This is a genomic window from Micromonospora sp. NPDC005163 (genome assembly GCF_053599835.1).
In genome coordinates, this window is record NZ_JBSFYP010000071.1 from 15,056 (window position 1) to 32,109 (window position 17,054).

Sequence of the window (17,054 nt, forward strand, 5' to 3'; positions counted from 1 at the left end):
GAGACATCATGATCGATGTCACGCTGGAGTCGGTGAGCAAGCGCTTCTCGCGCGCCGGCGACACCGCGGCCGTCGACGACGTCGACATCACCATCGCCGCCGGGGAGTTCTTCACCCTGCTCGGCCCGAGCGGTTGCGGCAAGACCACCACCCTGCGGATGGTGGCGGGGTTCTACTTCCCGACCTCCGGGCGGATCCGGTTCGGCGACCAGGACGTCACCCGGCGCCCGCCGAACAAGCGCGACACCGGCATGGTGTTCCAGAACTACGCGCTCTTCCCGCACATGTCCGTCGCGCAGAACGTCGCGTACGGGCTGAAGATCCGCAAGGTCGGCCGGGCCGAGTCGAAGCGGCGGGTCGAGGAGGCGCTCACCCAGGTCCACCTGGCCGGCTACGGCGAGCGTCGGATCGACCAGCTCTCCGGCGGCCAGCAGCAGCGGGTGGCGCTGGCCCGCGCACTGGTCATCCGACCGCGGACCCTGCTGCTCGACGAGCCGCTCTCCAATCTCGACGCCAAACTCCGTGAGGAGACCCGGGTCGAGATCCGGCGGATCCAGCGGGAGGCCGGCACCACCTCGCTCTACGTCACCCACGATCAGGCCGAGGCGATGGCGATGTCCGACCGGATCGCGGTGATGGAGTCCGGTCGGGTGCGGCAGATCGGCGCCCCGCAGGAGATCTACCACCGTCCGGCGACCAGCTTCGTCGCCCGGTTCATCGGCCGCAGCAACGTGCTGAGCCTGCCGGTGCTGGGCGTCGGCCCGGAGACGGTCACGGTGCGGCTGCCCGACGGCAGCCAGGTCGGCGTCGCCGCTCCCGCGGATCACGGGTTGGGCACGGGGGCGACCGCCCTGGTCTCGATACGCCCCGAGCACATCGGCCTCACCTCGGCCACCGAGCCTGGCGTGGTCACCGGCCGCGTCACCGAGCTGGAGTTCACCGGCATGTCCACCAACCTCCTGGTCGACGTGGCCGGCGAGGCGGTGCAGGTGGCCGCCGTCGATCCGCCGGCCGGCCTGTCGGTGGGCGACCAGCTCGGGCTGCGGCTGCCGCGGGAGCGGATGTGGGTGGTGCGTCCATGAGCACCATCCCCGCCACCCCGAGCCCGGCCACCATTCCACCGGTCACCGGGAGCCCGGCGTCCTCCGGCGACGGACGGCGGCGACGCTTCACCGATCGGTTCACCGGCGGGACGAACTCGCGTTGGTTCCCGTACCTGCTGGTGCTGCCGCTCGCGCTGATCCTCTTCGGGTACGTGGTGCAGCCGATGTTCGCCACCTTCGCCGAGAGCGTCGGCGTCGACGGGGTGGCGAACTACACCAGCTTCTTCACCAGTTCGGGCGTCGCGCGATCATCCCTGGTCACCTCCCTGATCATCTCCGCTGCCAGCGTGCTGCTCTGCGGGATCGTCGGGGTCGCGATGGCCTTCCTGCTCAAGCGCTTCTCGTTTCCCGGCCGGCGGTTGATCGAGGCGATCATCCTGGTGCCGGCGGCGCTGCCACCGCTGATCGGCGCGATCTCATTCCAACTGCTGTACAGCGAGACCGGCATCCTGCCGCGCGGGCTTCAGCAGGTCTTCGGCACCGCCGAGCCGGTGTTGCCCTTCAGCGGCATCGCCGGGGTGCTGGTGGTGCACACCTTCACCATGTACCCGTTCTTCTACCTGTCCGCTGCCGCGGCGCTGGCCGGGATGGACCCGTCGGTGGAGGAGGCCGCCTACAACCTCGGCGCGGGTCGGGTCCGGGTCTGGCGGACGGTCCTGCTGCCGATGCTCACCCCGGCGCTGGTCTCCGCCTCGCTGCTGGTCTTCATGACGTCGCTGGCGTCGTACACCGCCCCGCTGCTCTTCGGTGTGGACCAGACCATGACCATGCAGATCTACATCAACCGCACCAACGGCGACCTGCCGATGGCGTCCACCTACGCCTCGGTGCTGGGCGTGGTCTCGGTGCTGTTCCTGCTCGGTATGCGCTGGTACGAGGGGCGGCGCAGCTACCGCTCCCAGTCCAAGGGGGTCGCCGCGCACCGCCGCGAGATCACCAACCCCTTCGGGCGTTGGGTGGCTCTGGGCGCGTCGCTGCTGGCCACCGTGGTGCTGCTGGCCCCGGTGGCGACCATCGCGCTGGTGGCGTTCTCCGCCGACGGCTCGTGGACCACCGAAGTGGTGCCCGCGGCGTACACCATGCAGAACTTCGTCACGATCTTCTCCGATCCGAACGCGTTCCAGCCGATCCTCAACTCGTTGCAGATGAGCCTGCTGGCCACCGTCGGCTGCGTCGTGGTCGGCGTACTGATCGCCTACGCGGTGCGCCGGCTCGACTTCCGTGGGCGCGGCGTCCTGGACGTGGCGGTGATGCTGGCGTGGGCGCTGCCCGGCACGGTGGTGGCGATCAACCTGATCTCGGCGTTCAGCACCGGTAACGCGTTCAGCTTCGGCCAGGTCCTGATCGGCACGTTCTGGATCATGCCGCTGGCGTACTTCGTGCGATTCCTCCCACTGGTCTTCCGGTCCAGCTCGGCCACGCTCGCCCAGATCGACCCCGCGCTGGAGGAGGCGGCCCGCAACCTCGGCGCCTCGTGGTGGCGCGCCTTCGGCTCGGTGACCCTGCGACTGATGCTGCCGGGCGTGATCGCGGGCGCGCTGCTGGCCTTCGTGCACGGCGTTGGCGAGTTCGTCGCCTCCGTGCTGATCTACACCTCGCAGACCGCGCCGATCTCCGTCGAGATCAACAACAGGATGTACTCGTTCGAGGTCGGCACCGCCGCCGCGTACGGCATGCTCCAGGTCGTTTTGATCTTCGTGGTGATGGTGGTCTCGGGTCGGCTCGAAACCGGCCGGCGGGCCTCCCGGGAGGCGGCGCAGTGGACGGCATGAGGATGTGGCCGGCCACCGGCGCGCTACTCCCGGCGGTCCGGGTGCCCGGCGGTGAGCTGGCGGCCGTGGCCGAAGCGGCGGACTTCGCGGTACTGCCGGTCGGCGCCGTCGAATGGCACGGCCCGCACCTGCCGCTGGGCACCGACCTGATCCTGGCCGAGGGCTTCGCGGGCGAGAGCGCCGCCACCTCCGGACCCCGGGGAGTGCTCTTCCCCGCCGTGCCCTACGCCGCCTGCCCCGGGCAGACCCGGCCCTGGCCGGGCACGGTGGCGATCCGGCCGGAGATCGCGGTCGGCTACCTCGCCGACGTCATCGAGGGAATCGTCGCCGCCGGGTTCCCCCGACTGCTCATCGTCAACGGCCACGACGCGAACATGTCCACGGTCCGGGCCGCGATGGAGTGGGTCTCCGGCCGGCGACAGGCCAGCCTGCTGTTGGTGAACTGGTTCCAGCTGGTCACCCCCGCGGAGACCACCGAGATCTACGGCGCCCTACCGGCGCGGGGCCACGGCGGGGCGTACGAGACCTCCGGTGTGCTCGGCTTCGACCCGGAGGCGGTGCGCCTCGACGCGGTCACCGACCTGCCGCCGAAGCCGAAACTGCCGGTGACCCACCCGTACGTGCTGGTGGAGTCCCGACCAGACCCCTGGCAGGGCTGGTCCGGGCACATCTCACTGGCCAGCGAGGAGGCCGGTCGGCGGGTCCGCGAGCTGGCCGGCGGCCGGCTGCGGGAGATCGTCGAAGCCTGGGTGGCCGCACCGCTGCCCGCGCCGCCGACCGACGACCCGCTGCCCACCTCGTCGACCCCCGGATCAGACGCGGGCCGACCGACAACCCCCACCCAGCCCGGCGACACCGCACCGATCAGGGGAGCATCATGAGCGGCGACCGTGGACTCGAGATCGTCGACTTCCACCTGCACTTCCGGATCGGTGCCGACGAGACCATCCGGGCCCGTGAGCACGAGGCCGGGATGCACCCCGGCGGTGATCACGAGCGGAGCGTCCGGGCTGCCGGTGCCGCACCGTACGCCGCCCAGTGGCGTCGGGCGTGGAGCTTCCCCGACCCGGAGCCGCCCGCCGAGCGCTGGCAGGACGAGGCCGACCGATGGGCCGAGGAGCTGCGCACGCACCACATCAGCAAGGCGGTCTTCGTCACCGGCGGCGGCAACGACAGCGTCGCCGACGTCGTCGACCGGCATCCGGACCTGCTGCTCGGCTTCGCCCATCACGACCCGTACGGCCCGGACGCCGCCGCCGAACTGGAGCGAGCGGTGACCGAGCGCGGCCTGCGCGGGCTGAAGCTCTTCGCCCCGCTCCTGCGCGGTCCGCTCGACGACCCCGCGCTGGATCCGCTCTGGGGCACCGCCCAGCGACTCCGCGTGCCGGTGCTCATCCACATCGGGCACTACGGCAGCGCGGGTGGCCTGACGTTCGGCCGGTACGGCGGCCCGGACGAGCTGGCCCGGATGGCCCGGCGCTTCCCCGAGCTGTCGGTCGTGGTGCCGCACTTCGGCGTGCAACACGTGCAGGAGCTGTTCTTCGCCGCGTGGGGCTGCCCGAACATCCTCATCGACACGTCCGGGTCCAACCAGTGGGTGCGGTGGATGCCGTACAAGCTCACCTTGGAGGATCTTTTCCGCCGCTGCTACGAGACCATCGGCCCGGACCGCATCGTCTACGGCAGCGACTCGTCGTGGTTCCCCCGGGGCTACGTCACCCGCTACCTCGACGACCAACTGCGGGTTTGTCGCGAGTTGGGCATGCCCGACGACCACCTGCGAGCCATCTTCGCCGGAAATGCCGAACGACTACTCGGCCTGACCGACTGACCGGCTGACGCCCCGGAGGCGGCGGACCCGCCGCCCCCGGCCTGGAAGGAAGTAAGGACCCTCATGAGCACCTCCGCGCTGACCACCTACCAGCGGCACCACCTACGGCCCACCTACGAGCACCACGTCGAGCACCTCTTTCCGGCGATGGTGCGAGCCAGCCAGGCCCACGTGGTGATGCTGACCGAGCGGGGGCTCATCCCCGCCGAGCGGGGCGCCGGACTGCTGCGGGGACTGGCCGTGCTGCGTGCCGACACCGCTTCCGCGCCGATCTACGACGGCAGCTTCGAGGACGTCTACTACCTGATGGAGAAGCGCCTTGCCGAGGCGTGCGGCATCCCGGCCGCCCAGCTCGACGTGCAGCTCGCCCGCAGCCGCAACGACCTCGACGCCGGGGTGTTCCGGATGCTGCTCCGTGACCAGTTGCTCGGCGTGCTCGACCGGGTGCTCGCCACCGGTGCGACCGCTCTCGACGTCGCGGACCGCTACGCCGACGTGGTCATCACCGGCTACACGCACCGCCGGCCCGCGCAGCCCACCACCATCGGCCACGCACTCGCCGGCTACGCCGAGGCGCTGGCGGGTGAGGCGGTCGCCTACGCCGACCTGATCGACCAGCTGAACATCTCGCCGCTGGGCTCCTGCGCCTTCGCCGGCACGGACCTGGACATCTCCCCGGCCCGGGTGGCCGAGCTGCTCGGCTTCAACGGCCTGGTCACCAACTCCTACGAGGCGGTGGCCGGTGCCGACCACCTGGTGCGGGTCGGCACGCTCAACGCCCAGTCGCTGGCCACCGGTGCCCGACTGGCCCGGACCCTGATGGACTGGCTGACCTGGCGCTGGGTGGCCACGCCCGGCGACTTCACCCAGGGCAGCAGCATCATGCCGCAGAAGCGCAACCCGGTGGTGCTGGAGCATCTGGTGTCGATGGCCGGCGCTGCCGCCGGGGACGCCGCCTCGGTGCTCAACAACGTCGGTGCGGCCTGGTGGGAGGACTCCAACAACGCCACCACCGACGTGCAGGTCCGGCTCTGGGACAGCAACGACCGTACGGACCGCTTCTTCGCCCTGCTCGGCGGCTTCCTGGCCGAGCTGGAGCCGCTGGAACCGCCGTCCCGGGAGGAGATTGTCGCCTCCGGTGCCACCACCACGGCCGCTGCCGACGCGCTGACCCTGCACGGGGTGCCGTTCCGGGCCGCGCACTCCGTGGTCGGCCGGCTGGTTCGGAGCGGCGCGCCGGACTCCTGGACGGAGAGCGACGTGCGCGCAGCCGCCGACGCGGTCGGCCTGAGCGCGCCGTTGGACGACGCGGCGGTCGCCGACCTGATCGCCGCCGCCGTCCGCCCGGAGCTTGTGCTGCGCCGGGCCCAGATCGACGGTCCCGGTTCGGACGCCGTCCGCGCCCAGGTGGGCGAGCTGCGCGGCGCCTTCGACACCGTCGCCGGCCGGCTCGCCGCCGTCCGGGACCGTCTCGCGGCGGCCGACGCCGCGCTGGACGAGGTCGCTGAGGTGACGGCCAGGTGACGGTACGACTGGCCGACCGCGCCGAGCAGGCCGCCGGAGCCGGAGACGTCGGCGGTCTGCTGCTCGGCATCGACTTCGGCGGCACGAAGATGGCGGTCGGGGTGGCCGACGGCTCGGGCCGGCTGCTGGCCAGCGAGCGGGTGCCGACGCACGCCGACCGGGGTGCCCGCCAGGCGCTGGACCGGGCGCTGGAGGTGACGACGAGGCTGCTCGGAGAGGTCGGTGGCCCGGTCGCGGCGGTCGGGGTCGCCTCGCCCGGTGTGGTCCGACCCGACGGCATCGACCTGGCGCCGAACGTGCCGGGCTGGGACCGGCTGCGGCTGGTCGACACGGTCCGCGACTGGCTCGGCGTACCGGCGGTCGCGGTCGACAACGACCTCAACGCCGCCGCACTGGCCGAGCTGCGGCTCGGCGCGCTACGCGACGCCGACCCCGGCCTGGTGGTCGGGCTGGGCACGGGGGTGGCGGCAGCGGTCACCGTGCGCGGCACGGTACTGGCCGGACGGCACGGGGCCGCCGGTGAGATCGGGTACGCCCTCGCTGGCGCCGCCCGTCCCGGCAGGATGCTCGAGTCGGTCTTCTCCGGGCGCGCTCTGGACCAGCTCGCCGCCGAGTTGGACGTACCGGACGGGGCGGCCGGGCTGGCTGCCCGGGCCGACCAGCCCGGCGAGGTCCGGGACGTGCTGCGCGGCAGGGTCGACGAGATCGCCCGCCATCTGATCACCTGTTGTCTGTTGGTGGATCCGCAGCGGGTGGTGCTGGTCGGCGGGGTGGCCGGCAGCGAGCTGATCCGCGGGCTGATCGTCGAACGGCTCGCCGAGGTGCTGCCATATCGGCCGGAGATCGTGCTCTCCAGCTTCGCCGCCGACGCGGCGCTGCTCGGCGCGGTGCTCCTGGCTCGGGAGGCGGTCCCGGCCGCCGGCTGACTCGACGCGGCCTGTGCCGGCCCGTACCCCCGGCCGGCACAGGCGTCGACCCGCCCGGCCGGAATCCGGTAGCGCCGCCCCGGCCGACCTGGCAGCCTGGCCGGCATGGGTCAGGCGCGGGACTTCTACTGGGTAGAGCGGGCCGACGGCGCCGTCGTGATCACGCATCACGGGCGGGTGGCCACCACGTTGCGCGGCGGCCGGGCGGCGGAGTTCCTCGCCGAGGTGGACGACGACCCGCAGCTGGTGATGGCCCGCTGGACCGGCAACTACCGCCGGGGCAACGAGCGCACCGCGAAGCACCACCCGCGCAACCGGGCCTGAACGTGAGGAAGGGCCCTTTGTTATCGCGAGGCGATAACAAAGGGCCCTTCCTCACACCGCTACAGCGGGATGTTGCCGTGTGCGCCGCGGGCGGCCGGGGCGCCGGCCAACGCCTCGGCGATCCGCCGACGGGTCTCCGCTGGCTTGATCACGTCGTCCACCACGCCGATCTCCAGCGCCCGGTTGACCCCGCCCGCCGTGCGGGTCTGCTCCTCGATCAGCTGCGCGCGCAGCGTCTCCCGCTCCTCCGCCGGAGCCGCGGCGAGCTTCTTGCGGTACAGGATGTTGACCGCCGCGCTGGCGCCCATCACCGCGACCTCCGCGTCCGGCCAGGCGAAGACCGCGGTGGCACCCAGCGAGCGGGAGTTCATCGCGATGTACGCGCCGCCGTACGCCTTGCGGGTCACCAGGGTCACCCGCGGCACCACCGCCTCGGCGAACGCGTGCAGCAGCTTCGCCCCGCGCCGGACCACGCCGTCCCATTCCTGGCCCAGGCCGGGCAGGTAACCGGGCACGTCGACGAGCACGATCAGTGGTACGCCCAGCGAATCGCACATCCGGACGAACCGGGCAGCCTTCTCCGCGCTGGACGCGTCCAGGCAGCCGCCCAGGCGCAGCGGGTTGTTGGCGATCACCCCGACCGTCCGGCCGGCGAACCGGCCCAGCGTGGTCACCACGTTCGGCGCCCACCTGGCGTGCAGCTCCACGCCGGGGGCGTCGAGCAGGGCCTTGACCACCGGCTTGACGTCGTACGCCCGGTTGGTCTCGGCCGGCATCTTCGCCGACAGGTCGTGCCCGTCCGCGTCGACGGCCGGAACGTCGTCGGGGGAGAGCCGGCCCTGACGGCCGAGCAGCGCGGCGAGCTTGCGCGACTCGACCATCGCCGCCGCGTCGTCGGCGCAGGTCACGTGCACCACGCCGGAGCGCCGGCCGTGCGGCTCGGGGCCGCCCAGGCGCTCCATGTCGACCTGTTCACCGGTGACGCTGCGGACCACCTCGGGCCCGGTCACGAAGATCCGCCCGGCGCCGCTCATCACCACGATGTCGGTCAGCGCCGGCCCGTACGCCGCGCCGCCGGCCGCCGGCCCGAGCACCACGGAGATCTGCGGTACCCGGCCCGACGCGCGGACCATGGCCGCGAAGACCTGCCCGACCGCGTCGAGCGCGACCACGCCCTCGGCCAGCCGGGCGCCGCCGGAGTGCCAGAGGCCCAGCACCGGCACCCGCTCCCGCACGGCGGTGTCGATCGCGTTGACTACGTGCCGGCACCCGTCGGTGCCCATCGCGCCGCCCATCCTGGTGGCGTCGGTGGCGTAGGCGATGGCCGGCCCGCCCTCGATCTCGCCGCGCGCCCACAGCACCCCGGAGCTGTCCCGGGGGGCCAGCAGGCGCAGCGAGCCGGCGTCGAACAGCGCCCGGAGGCGGACCTCAGGATCCCGGTAGTCCACGGTGCGGGTGTCCGCACCGAGGGCGGTGGTGGTCACGTGCGCGCCTCCAAGCTGTGGTCTCAGGGCCGGGTGAAGACCAGAGCCACGTTGTGGCCCCCGAAGCCGAACGCGTTGTTCAGCGCGGCCGGGATCTCCATGTGGCGCGCCTTGTGTGCGGCCACCTCCAGGGTGAGACCGTCATCCGGGTCGTCGAGGTTGACCGTCGGAGGTACGACACCGTCGCGGATGGCCAGGATCGTGGCGATCGACTCCAGCGCGCCGGCCGCACCGAGCAGGTGACCGGTCATCGACTTGGTCGCGGCCAGCACCGGGTGGTCGCCGAGAGACTTGTGCAGCGCGCCGATCTCCAGCATGTCGCCGACCGGGGTCGACGTGGCGTGCGCGTTGACGTGCACGATGTCCCGCTTGGCCACGTCCGCGTCCGCGATCGCCTTGGCGATGGCCCGGATCGCGCCCTCGCCCTCGGCGTGGGGCTGCACGATGTCGTACGCGTCGGAGGTGATCCCGGCGCCGGCGAGGCGCGCGTACACCCGGGCGCCCCGGGCGGCGGCGTGCTCGGCCCGCTCCAGCACCACGATGCCGGCGCCCTCGCCGAGGACGAAGCCGTCACGGCCCCGGTCCCACGGGCGGGAGGCCCGCTCCGGCTCGTCGTTGCGGGTCGACATGGCCCGCATCGAGCTGAACCCGGCGATCGGCAGCGCGTGGATGACCGCCTCGGTGCCGCCGGCCACCACCACGTCGGCCCGGCCGGCGCGGATGATGTCCAGGCCCAGCGCGATCGCCTCGGCGCCGGTGGCGCAGGCGCTGGCCACCGAGTGCACGCCGGCCTTGGCTCCCAGCTCCAGCCCGACCCACGCGGCCGGACCGTTCGGCATCAGCATCGGGATGGTGTGCGGGGAGACCCGCCGCGGCCCGGACGCCTCCAGGATGTCGTCCTGGGCGAGCAGGGTGATGGCACCGCCGATGCCGGAGCCGACGCTGACCGCCAGCCGTTCACCGTCGAGGCCGGAGTCGGCCAGGCCGGCGTCCGCCCAGGCCTGCTGCGCCGCGATGATCGCGATCGCCTCGGAGCGGTCCAGCCGGCGCAGCCGGACCCGGTCCAGCACCTCGGACGGCTCCACGGCCAGCTGGGCGGCGATCCGGACCGGCAGTTGCGCGGCCCACTCCTGGGTGAGGGCACTCACCCCGGAGCGGCCGGCGAGCATGGCGTCCCAGGTCGACGCGACGTCCCCGCCAAGCGGGGTCGTCGCGCCGAGCCCGGTGACGACGACGTCAGGACGACTCATGATCAGGACTGCGCCGCGATGTAGGTAACGGCGTCGCCGACGGTCTTGAGGTTCTGCACCTCGTTGTCCGGGATCTTGACGCCGAACTTCTCCTCGGCCGCCACCACGACCTCCACCATGGAGAGCGAGTCGACATCGAGGTCGTCGGTGAAGGACTTCCCCTCGGCCACGTCGTCCGGGTTCACCCCGGCAACCTCTTCGAGGATCTCGGCGAGTCCGGTGGTGATCTCGTCACGGGTCATTGCGGTTGGTTCCTTTCATCGGGGGGTTCTCCGGCGGCCGGCGTTGCCAGCCGCCACTCCTGGGCGCCTGTGCGCCCGAGGGGTCCTCAGGGGCAGCGGACGACCTGACCGGCGTAGGTCAGGCCACCGCCGAAGCCGAACAGCAGCACCGGGGCGCCCGAGGGCACCTCCCGCCGCTCGACCAGCTTGGACAGGGCCAGCGGCACGCTCGCCGCGGAGGTGTTGCCGGACTCGACGATGTCCTTCGCGATGATCGCGTTGGGGATGTTGAGCCGCTTGGCGATGCCGTCGATGATCCGGGCGTTGGCCTGGTGCGGCACGAACGCGGCCAGCTCCGACGGGTCGACCCCGGCCCGCTCGCAGGCCTGCAGGGCCAGCGGCGCCAGCGCGGTGGTGGCCCAGCGGAAGACCGACTGCCCCTCCTGCTGGATGTACGGGCGCCAGCCCTCGATGCGGACCGCGTCGCTCTTCTCCGGCGCCGAACCCCAGACCACCGGACCGATCCCGGCCGGCTCGTCGTCGGCGGTCGCGGTGACCACCGCGGCACCGGCGCCGTCGCCGAAGATGATGCAGGTGGAGCGGTCGGTCCAGTCGGTGAAGTCGGAGAGCTTCTCCGCGCCGATGACGATCGCGTTGCGCGACGCCCCGGCCCGGATGGCGTGGTCGACGGTGCCCAGCGCGTACGCGAAGCCCGAGCAGGCGGTGTTGACGTCGTACGCGCCCGGCGCGGCGATGCCCAGCTTGGCGGCGACCCGGCAGGCCACGTTGGGGCTGCGGTCGACCGAGGTGCAGGTGGCGACCACGACCAGGTCGATGTCGGCGGCGGTCAGGCCGGAGTTGGCCAGCGCCTTGCCGGCCGCGGCGGCGGCCATGTCGGCCACCGTCTCACTGTCGGCGATCCGCCGGGTGACGATGCCGACCCGGTCCCGGATCCACTCGTCGTTGGTGTCCACGAGCTGGGCGATGTCGTCGTTGGTCACCACCCGGGAGGGCTGGTAGTGCCCCATCGAGACGATGCGACTGCCAGTCATGAACGACCTCCGATGCGGGCGAGCGGTTGGCCCGGCGCGACCGGGTCGTCGTGGTGGGCGAGCCATTCGGTGAGGACGCCGCCCTGGTGGGCGGTCACCTCGACCGGCCCCTGCCGGGTGCCGATGTGCCCGACGACCTGGCCGGCGCGGATCGTCTCGCCCTCGGTCAGCTCGGCGGACGGGGCGAAGGTGCCGGCGGACGGCGCCACCACCACGCGGAACTGCATGGTCGGCTCGTGGCTGGGCGCCATGCCGTGCCGGGCGATCAGGTCCCGTGCGGCCGGCAGGTCGTCCGGGGTGTTCAGGGTGACGATCTCCGGTGCGCCGTCGCCCTTGAGCTCCCGCTTGACCAGCCCGGCCAGTGTGCCGGCCGGCGGTAGCTCGATCACGCCGGTCACACCGAGGTCGGCCAGGGTACGCATGCACAGGTCCCAGCGGACCGGCGCGGTGACCTGGCGGACCAGGCGCTGCAGCATGTCGCGGCCGTGGTCGACCGCGGCGCCGTCGAGGTTCGACAGCAGGATCCGGGCCGGGTCGGCCGGGGTGATGCCGGCGGCCACCGCAGCCAGCGCGGTCTCGGCCGGCGCCATGTACGGGGTGTGGAACGCGCCGGCAACCTGGAGCCGGATGATCCGGGTCTTCGCCGGCGGCTCGGCGGCGAGCTTGTCCAGCCCGTCGAGGGAGCCGGCGCCGACGATCTGCCCGGCGCCGTTGCGGTTGGCCGGGTGCAGCCCGTGTGCGGCGATCGCGGCGAGCACCTCGTCCGGGTCGCCTCCGAGCACGGCGGCCATCCCGGTCGGCTCCAGCGCGCACGCGGCGGCCATCTCCCGGCCCCGTACGCCGGCGAGGGTGATGGCGGCCTCGGCCGGCAGCACCCCGGCCAGCGCCGCGGCGCCGAGCTCGCCGACGCTGTGCCCGGCGGTGAGCGTCACGTCGTACAGCGGCAGGTGCTCGGCGGCGAGCAGCGCCGCGGCGACCAGCAGCGGCTGGGTGCGGGCGGTGTCCTTGATCTCGTCGGCGTCGGCGGCGGTGCCCAGGTGCACCAGGTCGACCCCGGCCAGAGCCGACCACCAGCGCAGTCGCGCCTCGGTGCCGGTCAGGTCGAGCCAAGGGGTCAGGAAGCCGGGTTTCTGGGAACCCTGGCCGGGACTAAGTACGGCGAGCACGACTATGACTCTCCCGGATACGCGTGGGTAACGCTGTGCCGCCCTCGACCAAACCACACTAGAAGCTTTGGAGGGTTTCTACAAAGATCGGCGGTGATCGTCGCCGGTTTGGGTGGCTTTCCGGACTGCCGGGGTCATTGTCTGGGTCGGGACCGGCGCGGTCATCGGGGTCACCGGATCCAGCCGGCCGACGGTCAGCGCCACCTGCAGGGCGAACGCGTCCCGGGGCGACAGCGGCGAGAAGCCGGTCACCTCGGCGATGCGGCGCAACCGGTAGCGCACCGTGTTCGGGTGCACGAACAGCGCCCGCGCGGCGCTCTCCAGCGTGCCACCGGCGGCCAGGAACGCGTCCAGCGTCTCCAACAGCTCGCCACCGGCGCGCACCAGGGTCGCGTACACGTCGTGCCGCAGCCGGCGGCGGGCCTCCGCGTCGCCGGCCAGGGCCCGCTCCGGCAGCAGCTCGGCGGCCGGCACCGGCCGGGGCGCCGTCGGCCAGGCCGGCGCCGCCCGGAAGCCGGCCAGCGCGGCCCGCGCCGACTCCGTCGCCTCGTCCAGACTGGGTACGGCCGGACCCACCACCACCGGCCCGTCCCCGAACGCGGTCAGCAGCTTGCCGGTGGCTCCCAGCGGGTCCGCCGCGCCGCCCAGCACGATCACCAGCCGGTCGCCGTGCACCCCGCCGATCACCTCCACGCCGATCCGCCGGGCCTGCCGGTAGACCACGTGCAGCACCGCGGAGACCTCTCCGCCGGGGGAGCGGCCGACCGCCACCGCGACCGGCGGCGCGTCCGTCCAGCCGAGCGCCGCCGCCCGGCTGGCCAGCACGTCCGGCGAGTCACCACGCAGCAGCGCGTCGACCAGCAGGGCCTGCAACCGGGCGTCCCACGCGCCGCGTGACTCGGCGGCCCGCGCGTACACCCGGGCGGCGGCGAACGCGATCTCCCGGGAGAAGCGCAGCACCGCCTCGCGCAGCTGCTGCTCCTCGCCCTCGGCGGCCAGGTGCGACACCTGCTCCTCGACAACGTCGATGGTCACCTTGATCAGCGCCACCGTCTGCTGGAGGGTGATCGACCGGGCCAGCGCCTCGGGAGCGGCGGCGAAGACCTCGTCGGAGACCTCCTGGGTGCTGTCCGCCGTGCCGCCGCCGTCGCGCAGCCACTGCACCAGCGACCGGGCGCCCGCCTGGGCCACCAGCATCACCCAGGAGCGCTGGTCGGCCGGCAGGGCGCGGAACCAGGGCAGGGTCTCGTCCATCCGGGCCACGCTGGCGGTGGCCAGCGCCCCCGCCGCGCGCTCGATCTGACGCAGCGTGGCCGTCAGCTCCCCACCGCCCGGCGTACTCACCGCCCTAGCCTGACACGCGCTGACCTGGATCTTCATGCCGGGCCGCCATGGCCCGGGATCACGGCGGCGGAGCGGGGGCGGGCAGGCCCAGCTCCTGGGCCAGGATCGCGGCTGCGCAGGTCCAGCTTCGCCAGGATCCGGCTCACGTGCGTCTTGGTGGTGCTCTCCGCCATCGCCAGCCGGTCGGCGATCTGCTGGTTGGACAGGCCCAGGCCGAGGCAGGCCAGCACGTCCCGCTCGCGCGGGGTGAGCCCGTCCAGGGCGGCCCGGGTGGCCGCCGACGACCCTGGCGCGGTGGCCGCGAAGGCCGCGATCAACCGGCGGGTCACCGCGGGGGCGATGAACCCGTCGCCGCGTGCCACCGTCCGTACCGCCGCGACCAGCCCCGCCGCGTCGGTGTCCTTGAGCAGGAAACCGGCCGCCCCGGCACGCAGCGCCCCGAAGACGTACTCGTCGAGGTCGAAGGTGGTGAGCACCAGCACGTCGGCGAGCCCTTCGGCGACGATCGCCCGGGTCGCGGAGATGCCGTCCCGGCGCGGCATCCGGATGTCGAGCACGGCGACGTCCGGTCGCAACTCCCGGCACAGCCGTACCGCCTCGTCGCCGTCGCCCGCCTCGCCGACCACCTCGACGCCCGGAGCGCCGGCCAGGATCAACGTCAGCCCGGCTCGTACCGCCGGCTGGTCGTCCGCCACGACCACCCGGACCGCCGTACCCGCGTCCCCCGGTGCCCGGGCTGTGCCAGCATCGCCCGGTGCCCGGGCCGGCCCGGTCACCCGTCCTCCCGGGTGGGCAGCGCGGCCCGGACGAGCCACCGGCCGTCGTGCGGCCCGGCGTCGAACCGGCCCGCCAGCAGCGTGGCGCGTTCCCGCATCCCGATCAGCCCGGCCCCGGCGCCGGTCAGCCCGGCGCCGCCCCGGCGCACCGGATTCTCCACCGTCAGCACCACCTCCGTCGGCCGGTACGCGATCGTCAGCTCCGCCTCGCCCGCGCCGTGCTTCAGCGCATTGGTCAGTGACTCCTGCACGATCCGGTACGCCGCGAGGTCCACGCCCACCGGCAGCGGGCCGGGCGTGCCGTCGGTGTGGACCCGTACCGCGAGGCCGGCGGCCCGGATCCGCTCGACCAGCCGGTCCGCCTCGGCGAGCCGCGCGGTGGCCGCCTCCGGCAGCGCGCCGCTGCCATCCGTCGGCGCCCGCGTGCCACCGGCACCCGGCTCGCGCAGCAGTTCGATCATCTGCCGCATCTCCGCCAGGCCCTGCACGCTGCTCTCCCGGATCACCCGCAACGCCGACTCGACCTGGCCGCGGTCCAGCCCGGGCACCGACAGCACGGCGGTGGCGTGGATGGCCACCGCGCTGAGATGGTTGGCGACCACGTCGTGCAACTCCCGGGCCATCCGGGCCCGTTCGGCGCTGACCGCCTGCCAGCGGTCCAGCTCGACCAGCCGGGCGGTCTGCTCGGCCCGAGCCCGCTCGGCCGCGGCCTGGTCGCGGTACTGCCGCACGCTGATCCCGGTCAGCACCGGCAGCAGGCCGACGAGCACCACCAGCACACCGACGGCGACCCCGCGCCACTGGTCCGAGAGGAGCACGCCGACCACCGCGCCGACCAGGCTCAGCCCGACGGTCAACCTCAGCAGCCACCGCCACAGCCGCGCCGGGCCGTACACGCAGGCGTCGTAGAGCACCTGGGTGTAGACCAGGATCGTCCCCAGCGAGCCGCCGAGCGCGATGTCCACGACCAGCGCCCCCGTGCCGACGCCCAGGCTGGAGCGCGGCGCGACCCGGCGCAGGCCGACGGCCACGCACACCGTCAGCAGCGGCGGCAGGAACAACGCGGGCGGCACGTCCGGGTGCGGACGGATCTGCGGTTGCCAACCGAGGGTCCACAGCACCAGGCCGCCGGCCAGCGACGCACCGGCCAGCGCGAGATCCCGGCCGAGCGTGCCGGAGCCGAGCCACGGTGGCGGACGCATGGTCCCGATCCCATCACAGCCGTCGAGCCCCGGACTCCGACCCGGGGAGGACTCTGCCGCAACCGGCATGCGCCGAAAGGGGTACGCCCAACGGACGCCGACCCGGAGAGAATGATCATCATGACGCACGCAGAGACCATGACCGCGCTGGCCCGCGAGATCGACACCACCTGCCGGCTGACCGGCGAGTTCGTGCTCCGCTCCGGCCGGATCGCCGACGAGTACTTCGACAAGTACCGGTTCGAGGCGAATCCCCGCCTGCTGGACCGGGTGGCCGCTCACCTGGCGCCCCTGGTGCCGGCGGACATCGAGGTGCTGGCCGGGCTGGAGATGGGCGGGATTCCGGTGGTTACCGCGCTCGGCCGGTACACCGGGCTGCCCTGCGCCTTCGTCCGCAAGGCCGCCAAGCCGTACGGCACCGCCCGGCTGGCCGAGGGGACGGAGCTGGCCGGGCGGCGGGTGCTGGTGGTCGAGGACGTGGTCACCTCCGGGGGGCAGGTGGTCACCTCCACCGGGCAGCTGCGCGAGCTGGGCGCCCGGGTGGATCACGCGCTCTGCGTCATCGACCGCGCGGAGGGTGGCGCGGCCCTGCTGGCCGAGCACGGGGTCGCGCTGCGGGCGCTGTTCACCCACGCCGACCTGGAGGCCCACCGCAGCCGCTGACCGGTTCCGGCCGGGCCGCCGCTACCGACCGTCGGCGACGATCTTGCCGGTCGCCTTCCCGGTCTGGGAGACCCTGTTCCCTCGCCGCCCGAAGCGCTGACCCCGGGGTACGCCGTGCAGACCCGTCGGTCCCTGCCAGTACGGTGGCAGGGCACGTCGGGGGGAGCACCCGCGGGTGAGTGCGAGCGTGAGGAGACCGGGATGGCGCACGGGGAGGCCGAGAACGGCTGCGCCCAGGGCGAGCCCTGCCGGCCGGGGCACCACGACCCGCAGGCGGTCGCCAAGCACCGCCGGACGGTCGGCGGCGTGCCGTCGCACCCGGCGGAGCCGACCACCGGCCGGCCCGCGGACCGGGCCGACGACGACGCCGTGGTGCCCCGCCAGCGGGCCGCCGAGCCGGTGCTGCCCGGGGAGCC

The 17,054-nt window shown here is 73.4% G+C and carries 16 protein-coding genes and 1 pseudogene; 9 read left to right on the forward strand and 8 right to left on the reverse strand.

The genetic code is table 11. The annotated features are described in order from the left end of the window. The first annotated feature begins 8 nt into the window (after window positions 1-8). The 7 genes from ACWD6N_RS31545 (at window position 9) to ACWD6N_RS31575 (ending at window position 7,480) form a co-directional block, all read left to right on the forward strand. Entirely contained in the window at window positions 9-1,082 is a 1,074-nt protein-coding gene (locus tag ACWD6N_RS31545) for an ABC transporter ATP-binding protein (RefSeq protein WP_354965459.1), read from the forward strand. Then, complete coding sequence (locus tag ACWD6N_RS31550; RefSeq protein WP_354965458.1) at window positions 1,079-2,875, forward strand: ABC transporter permease; 1,797 nt, start codon at window positions 1,079-1,081, stop codon at window positions 2,873-2,875. The genes ACWD6N_RS31545 and ACWD6N_RS31550 overlap by 4 nt, the downstream gene beginning before the upstream one ends. Then, window positions 2,872-3,756 (forward strand): creatininase family protein, encoded by an 885-nt coding sequence (locus ACWD6N_RS31555; RefSeq protein WP_354965457.1) that lies wholly within the window; start codon window positions 2,872-2,874, stop codon window positions 3,754-3,756. Before ACWD6N_RS31550 ends, ACWD6N_RS31555 begins: the two co-directional genes overlap by 4 nt. After that, window positions 3,753-4,706: an amidohydrolase family protein gene (locus tag ACWD6N_RS31560; protein ID WP_354965456.1), complete on the forward strand. Its 954-nt coding sequence runs from the start codon at window positions 3,753-3,755 to the stop codon at window positions 4,704-4,706. Before ACWD6N_RS31555 ends, ACWD6N_RS31560 begins: the two co-directional genes overlap by 4 nt. 63 nt (window positions 4,707-4,769) lie before the next feature. Then, on the forward strand, window positions 4,770-6,230 hold the full coding sequence (locus tag ACWD6N_RS31565) for an argininosuccinate lyase (protein WP_354965455.1): 1,461 nt from the start codon (window positions 4,770-4,772) through the stop codon (window positions 6,228-6,230). Next, window positions 6,227-7,156, forward strand: a complete 930-nt coding sequence (locus ACWD6N_RS31570) for an ROK family protein (protein WP_354965454.1) — start codon at window positions 6,227-6,229, stop codon at window positions 7,154-7,156. The genes ACWD6N_RS31565 and ACWD6N_RS31570 overlap by 4 nt, the downstream gene beginning before the upstream one ends. A gap of 105 nt (window positions 7,157-7,261) precedes the next feature. Continuing rightward, window positions 7,262-7,480, forward strand: a complete 219-nt coding sequence (locus ACWD6N_RS31575; protein ID WP_354965453.1) for a hypothetical protein — start codon at window positions 7,262-7,264, stop codon at window positions 7,478-7,480. 59 nt (window positions 7,481-7,539) lie between these two features. Here the strand turns inward: ACWD6N_RS31575 and ACWD6N_RS31580 are convergent, their stop codons facing one another. The 8 genes from ACWD6N_RS31580 to ACWD6N_RS31615 form a co-directional block, all read right to left on the reverse strand. Beyond that, entirely contained in the window at window positions 7,540-8,964 is a 1,425-nt protein-coding gene (locus tag ACWD6N_RS31580; RefSeq protein ID WP_354965452.1) for an acyl-CoA carboxylase subunit beta, read from the reverse strand. A 23-nt stretch (window positions 8,965-8,987) separates the two neighbouring features. After that, complete coding sequence (gene fabF / locus ACWD6N_RS31585) at window positions 8,988-10,214, reverse strand: beta-ketoacyl-ACP synthase II (protein WP_354965451.1); 1,227 nt, start codon at window positions 10,212-10,214, stop codon at window positions 8,988-8,990. Window positions 10,215-10,216: 2 nt separating this feature from the next. Beyond that, entirely contained in the window at window positions 10,217-10,456 is a 240-nt protein-coding gene (locus tag ACWD6N_RS31590; protein WP_074313380.1) for an acyl carrier protein, read from the reverse strand. Window positions 10,457-10,542: 86 nt separating this feature from the next. Then, window positions 10,543-11,487, reverse strand: a complete 945-nt coding sequence (locus tag ACWD6N_RS31595) for a beta-ketoacyl-ACP synthase III (RefSeq protein WP_210917650.1) — start codon at window positions 11,485-11,487, stop codon at window positions 10,543-10,545. Beyond that, window positions 11,484-12,653: an acyltransferase domain-containing protein gene (locus ACWD6N_RS31600; RefSeq protein WP_354965450.1), complete on the reverse strand. Its 1,170-nt coding sequence runs from the start codon at window positions 12,651-12,653 to the stop codon at window positions 11,484-11,486. Before ACWD6N_RS31600 ends, ACWD6N_RS31595 begins: the two co-directional genes overlap by 4 nt. A 78-nt stretch (window positions 12,654-12,731) precedes the next feature. Next, window positions 12,732-13,997 (reverse strand): PucR family transcriptional regulator, encoded by a 1,266-nt coding sequence (locus tag ACWD6N_RS31605; RefSeq protein WP_387323765.1) that lies wholly within the window; start codon window positions 13,995-13,997, stop codon window positions 12,732-12,734. Between the two features lie 32 nt (window positions 13,998-14,029). Continuing rightward, window positions 14,030-14,773, reverse strand: a complete 744-nt coding sequence (locus ACWD6N_RS31610) for a response regulator (protein WP_449936437.1) — start codon at window positions 14,771-14,773, stop codon at window positions 14,030-14,032. After that, window positions 14,770-15,975: a sensor histidine kinase gene (locus tag ACWD6N_RS31615; protein WP_354965449.1), complete on the reverse strand. Its 1,206-nt coding sequence runs from the start codon at window positions 15,973-15,975 to the stop codon at window positions 14,770-14,772. Before ACWD6N_RS31615 ends, ACWD6N_RS31610 begins: the two co-directional genes overlap by 4 nt. A gap of 120 nt (window positions 15,976-16,095) precedes the next feature. Here ACWD6N_RS31615 and pyrE point away from each other — a divergent pair, with 120 nt between their 5' ends. Beyond that, window positions 16,096-16,638 carry an orotate phosphoribosyltransferase gene (gene pyrE, locus ACWD6N_RS31620; protein ID WP_354965448.1) on the forward strand — a complete coding sequence of 181 codons (543 nt, stop codon included), beginning with the start codon at window positions 16,096-16,098 and terminating at the stop codon, window positions 16,636-16,638. A gap of 201 nt (window positions 16,639-16,839) precedes the next feature. Further along, window positions 16,840-17,054, forward strand: a pseudogene (locus ACWD6N_RS31625) (hypothetical protein); the annotation flags it as partial.

Coding starts and splice junctions, on each gene's coding strand:
- ACWD6N_RS31545 (WP_354965459.1), top strand. CDS start 9: ATGATCGATGTCACGCTGGAGTCGGTGAGCAAGCGCTTCTCGCGCGCC.
- ACWD6N_RS31550 (WP_354965458.1), top strand. CDS start 1,079: ATGAGCACCATCCCCGCCACCCCGAGCCCGGCCACCATTCCACCGGTC.
- ACWD6N_RS31555 (WP_354965457.1), top strand. CDS start 2,872: ATGAGGATGTGGCCGGCCACCGGCGCGCTACTCCCGGCGGTCCGGGTG.
- ACWD6N_RS31560 (WP_354965456.1), top strand. CDS start 3,753: ATGAGCGGCGACCGTGGACTCGAGATCGTCGACTTCCACCTGCACTTC.
- ACWD6N_RS31565 (WP_354965455.1), top strand. CDS start 4,770: ATGAGCACCTCCGCGCTGACCACCTACCAGCGGCACCACCTACGGCCC.
- ACWD6N_RS31575 (WP_354965453.1), top strand. CDS start 7,262: ATGGGTCAGGCGCGGGACTTCTACTGGGTAGAGCGGGCCGACGGCGCC.
- fabF (WP_354965451.1), bottom strand. CDS start 10,214: ATGAGTCGTCCTGACGTCGTCGTCACCGGGCTCGGCGCGACGACCCCG.
- ACWD6N_RS31590 (WP_074313380.1), bottom strand. CDS start 10,456: ATGACCCGTGACGAGATCACCACCGGACTCGCCGAGATCCTCGAAGAG.
- ACWD6N_RS31595 (WP_210917650.1), bottom strand. CDS start 11,487: ATGACTGGCAGTCGCATCGTCTCGATGGGGCACTACCAGCCCTCCCGG.
- ACWD6N_RS31615 (WP_354965449.1), bottom strand. CDS start 15,975: ATGCGTCCGCCACCGTGGCTCGGCTCCGGCACGCTCGGCCGGGATCTC.
- pyrE (WP_354965448.1), top strand. CDS start 16,096: ATGACGCACGCAGAGACCATGACCGCGCTGGCCCGCGAGATCGACACC.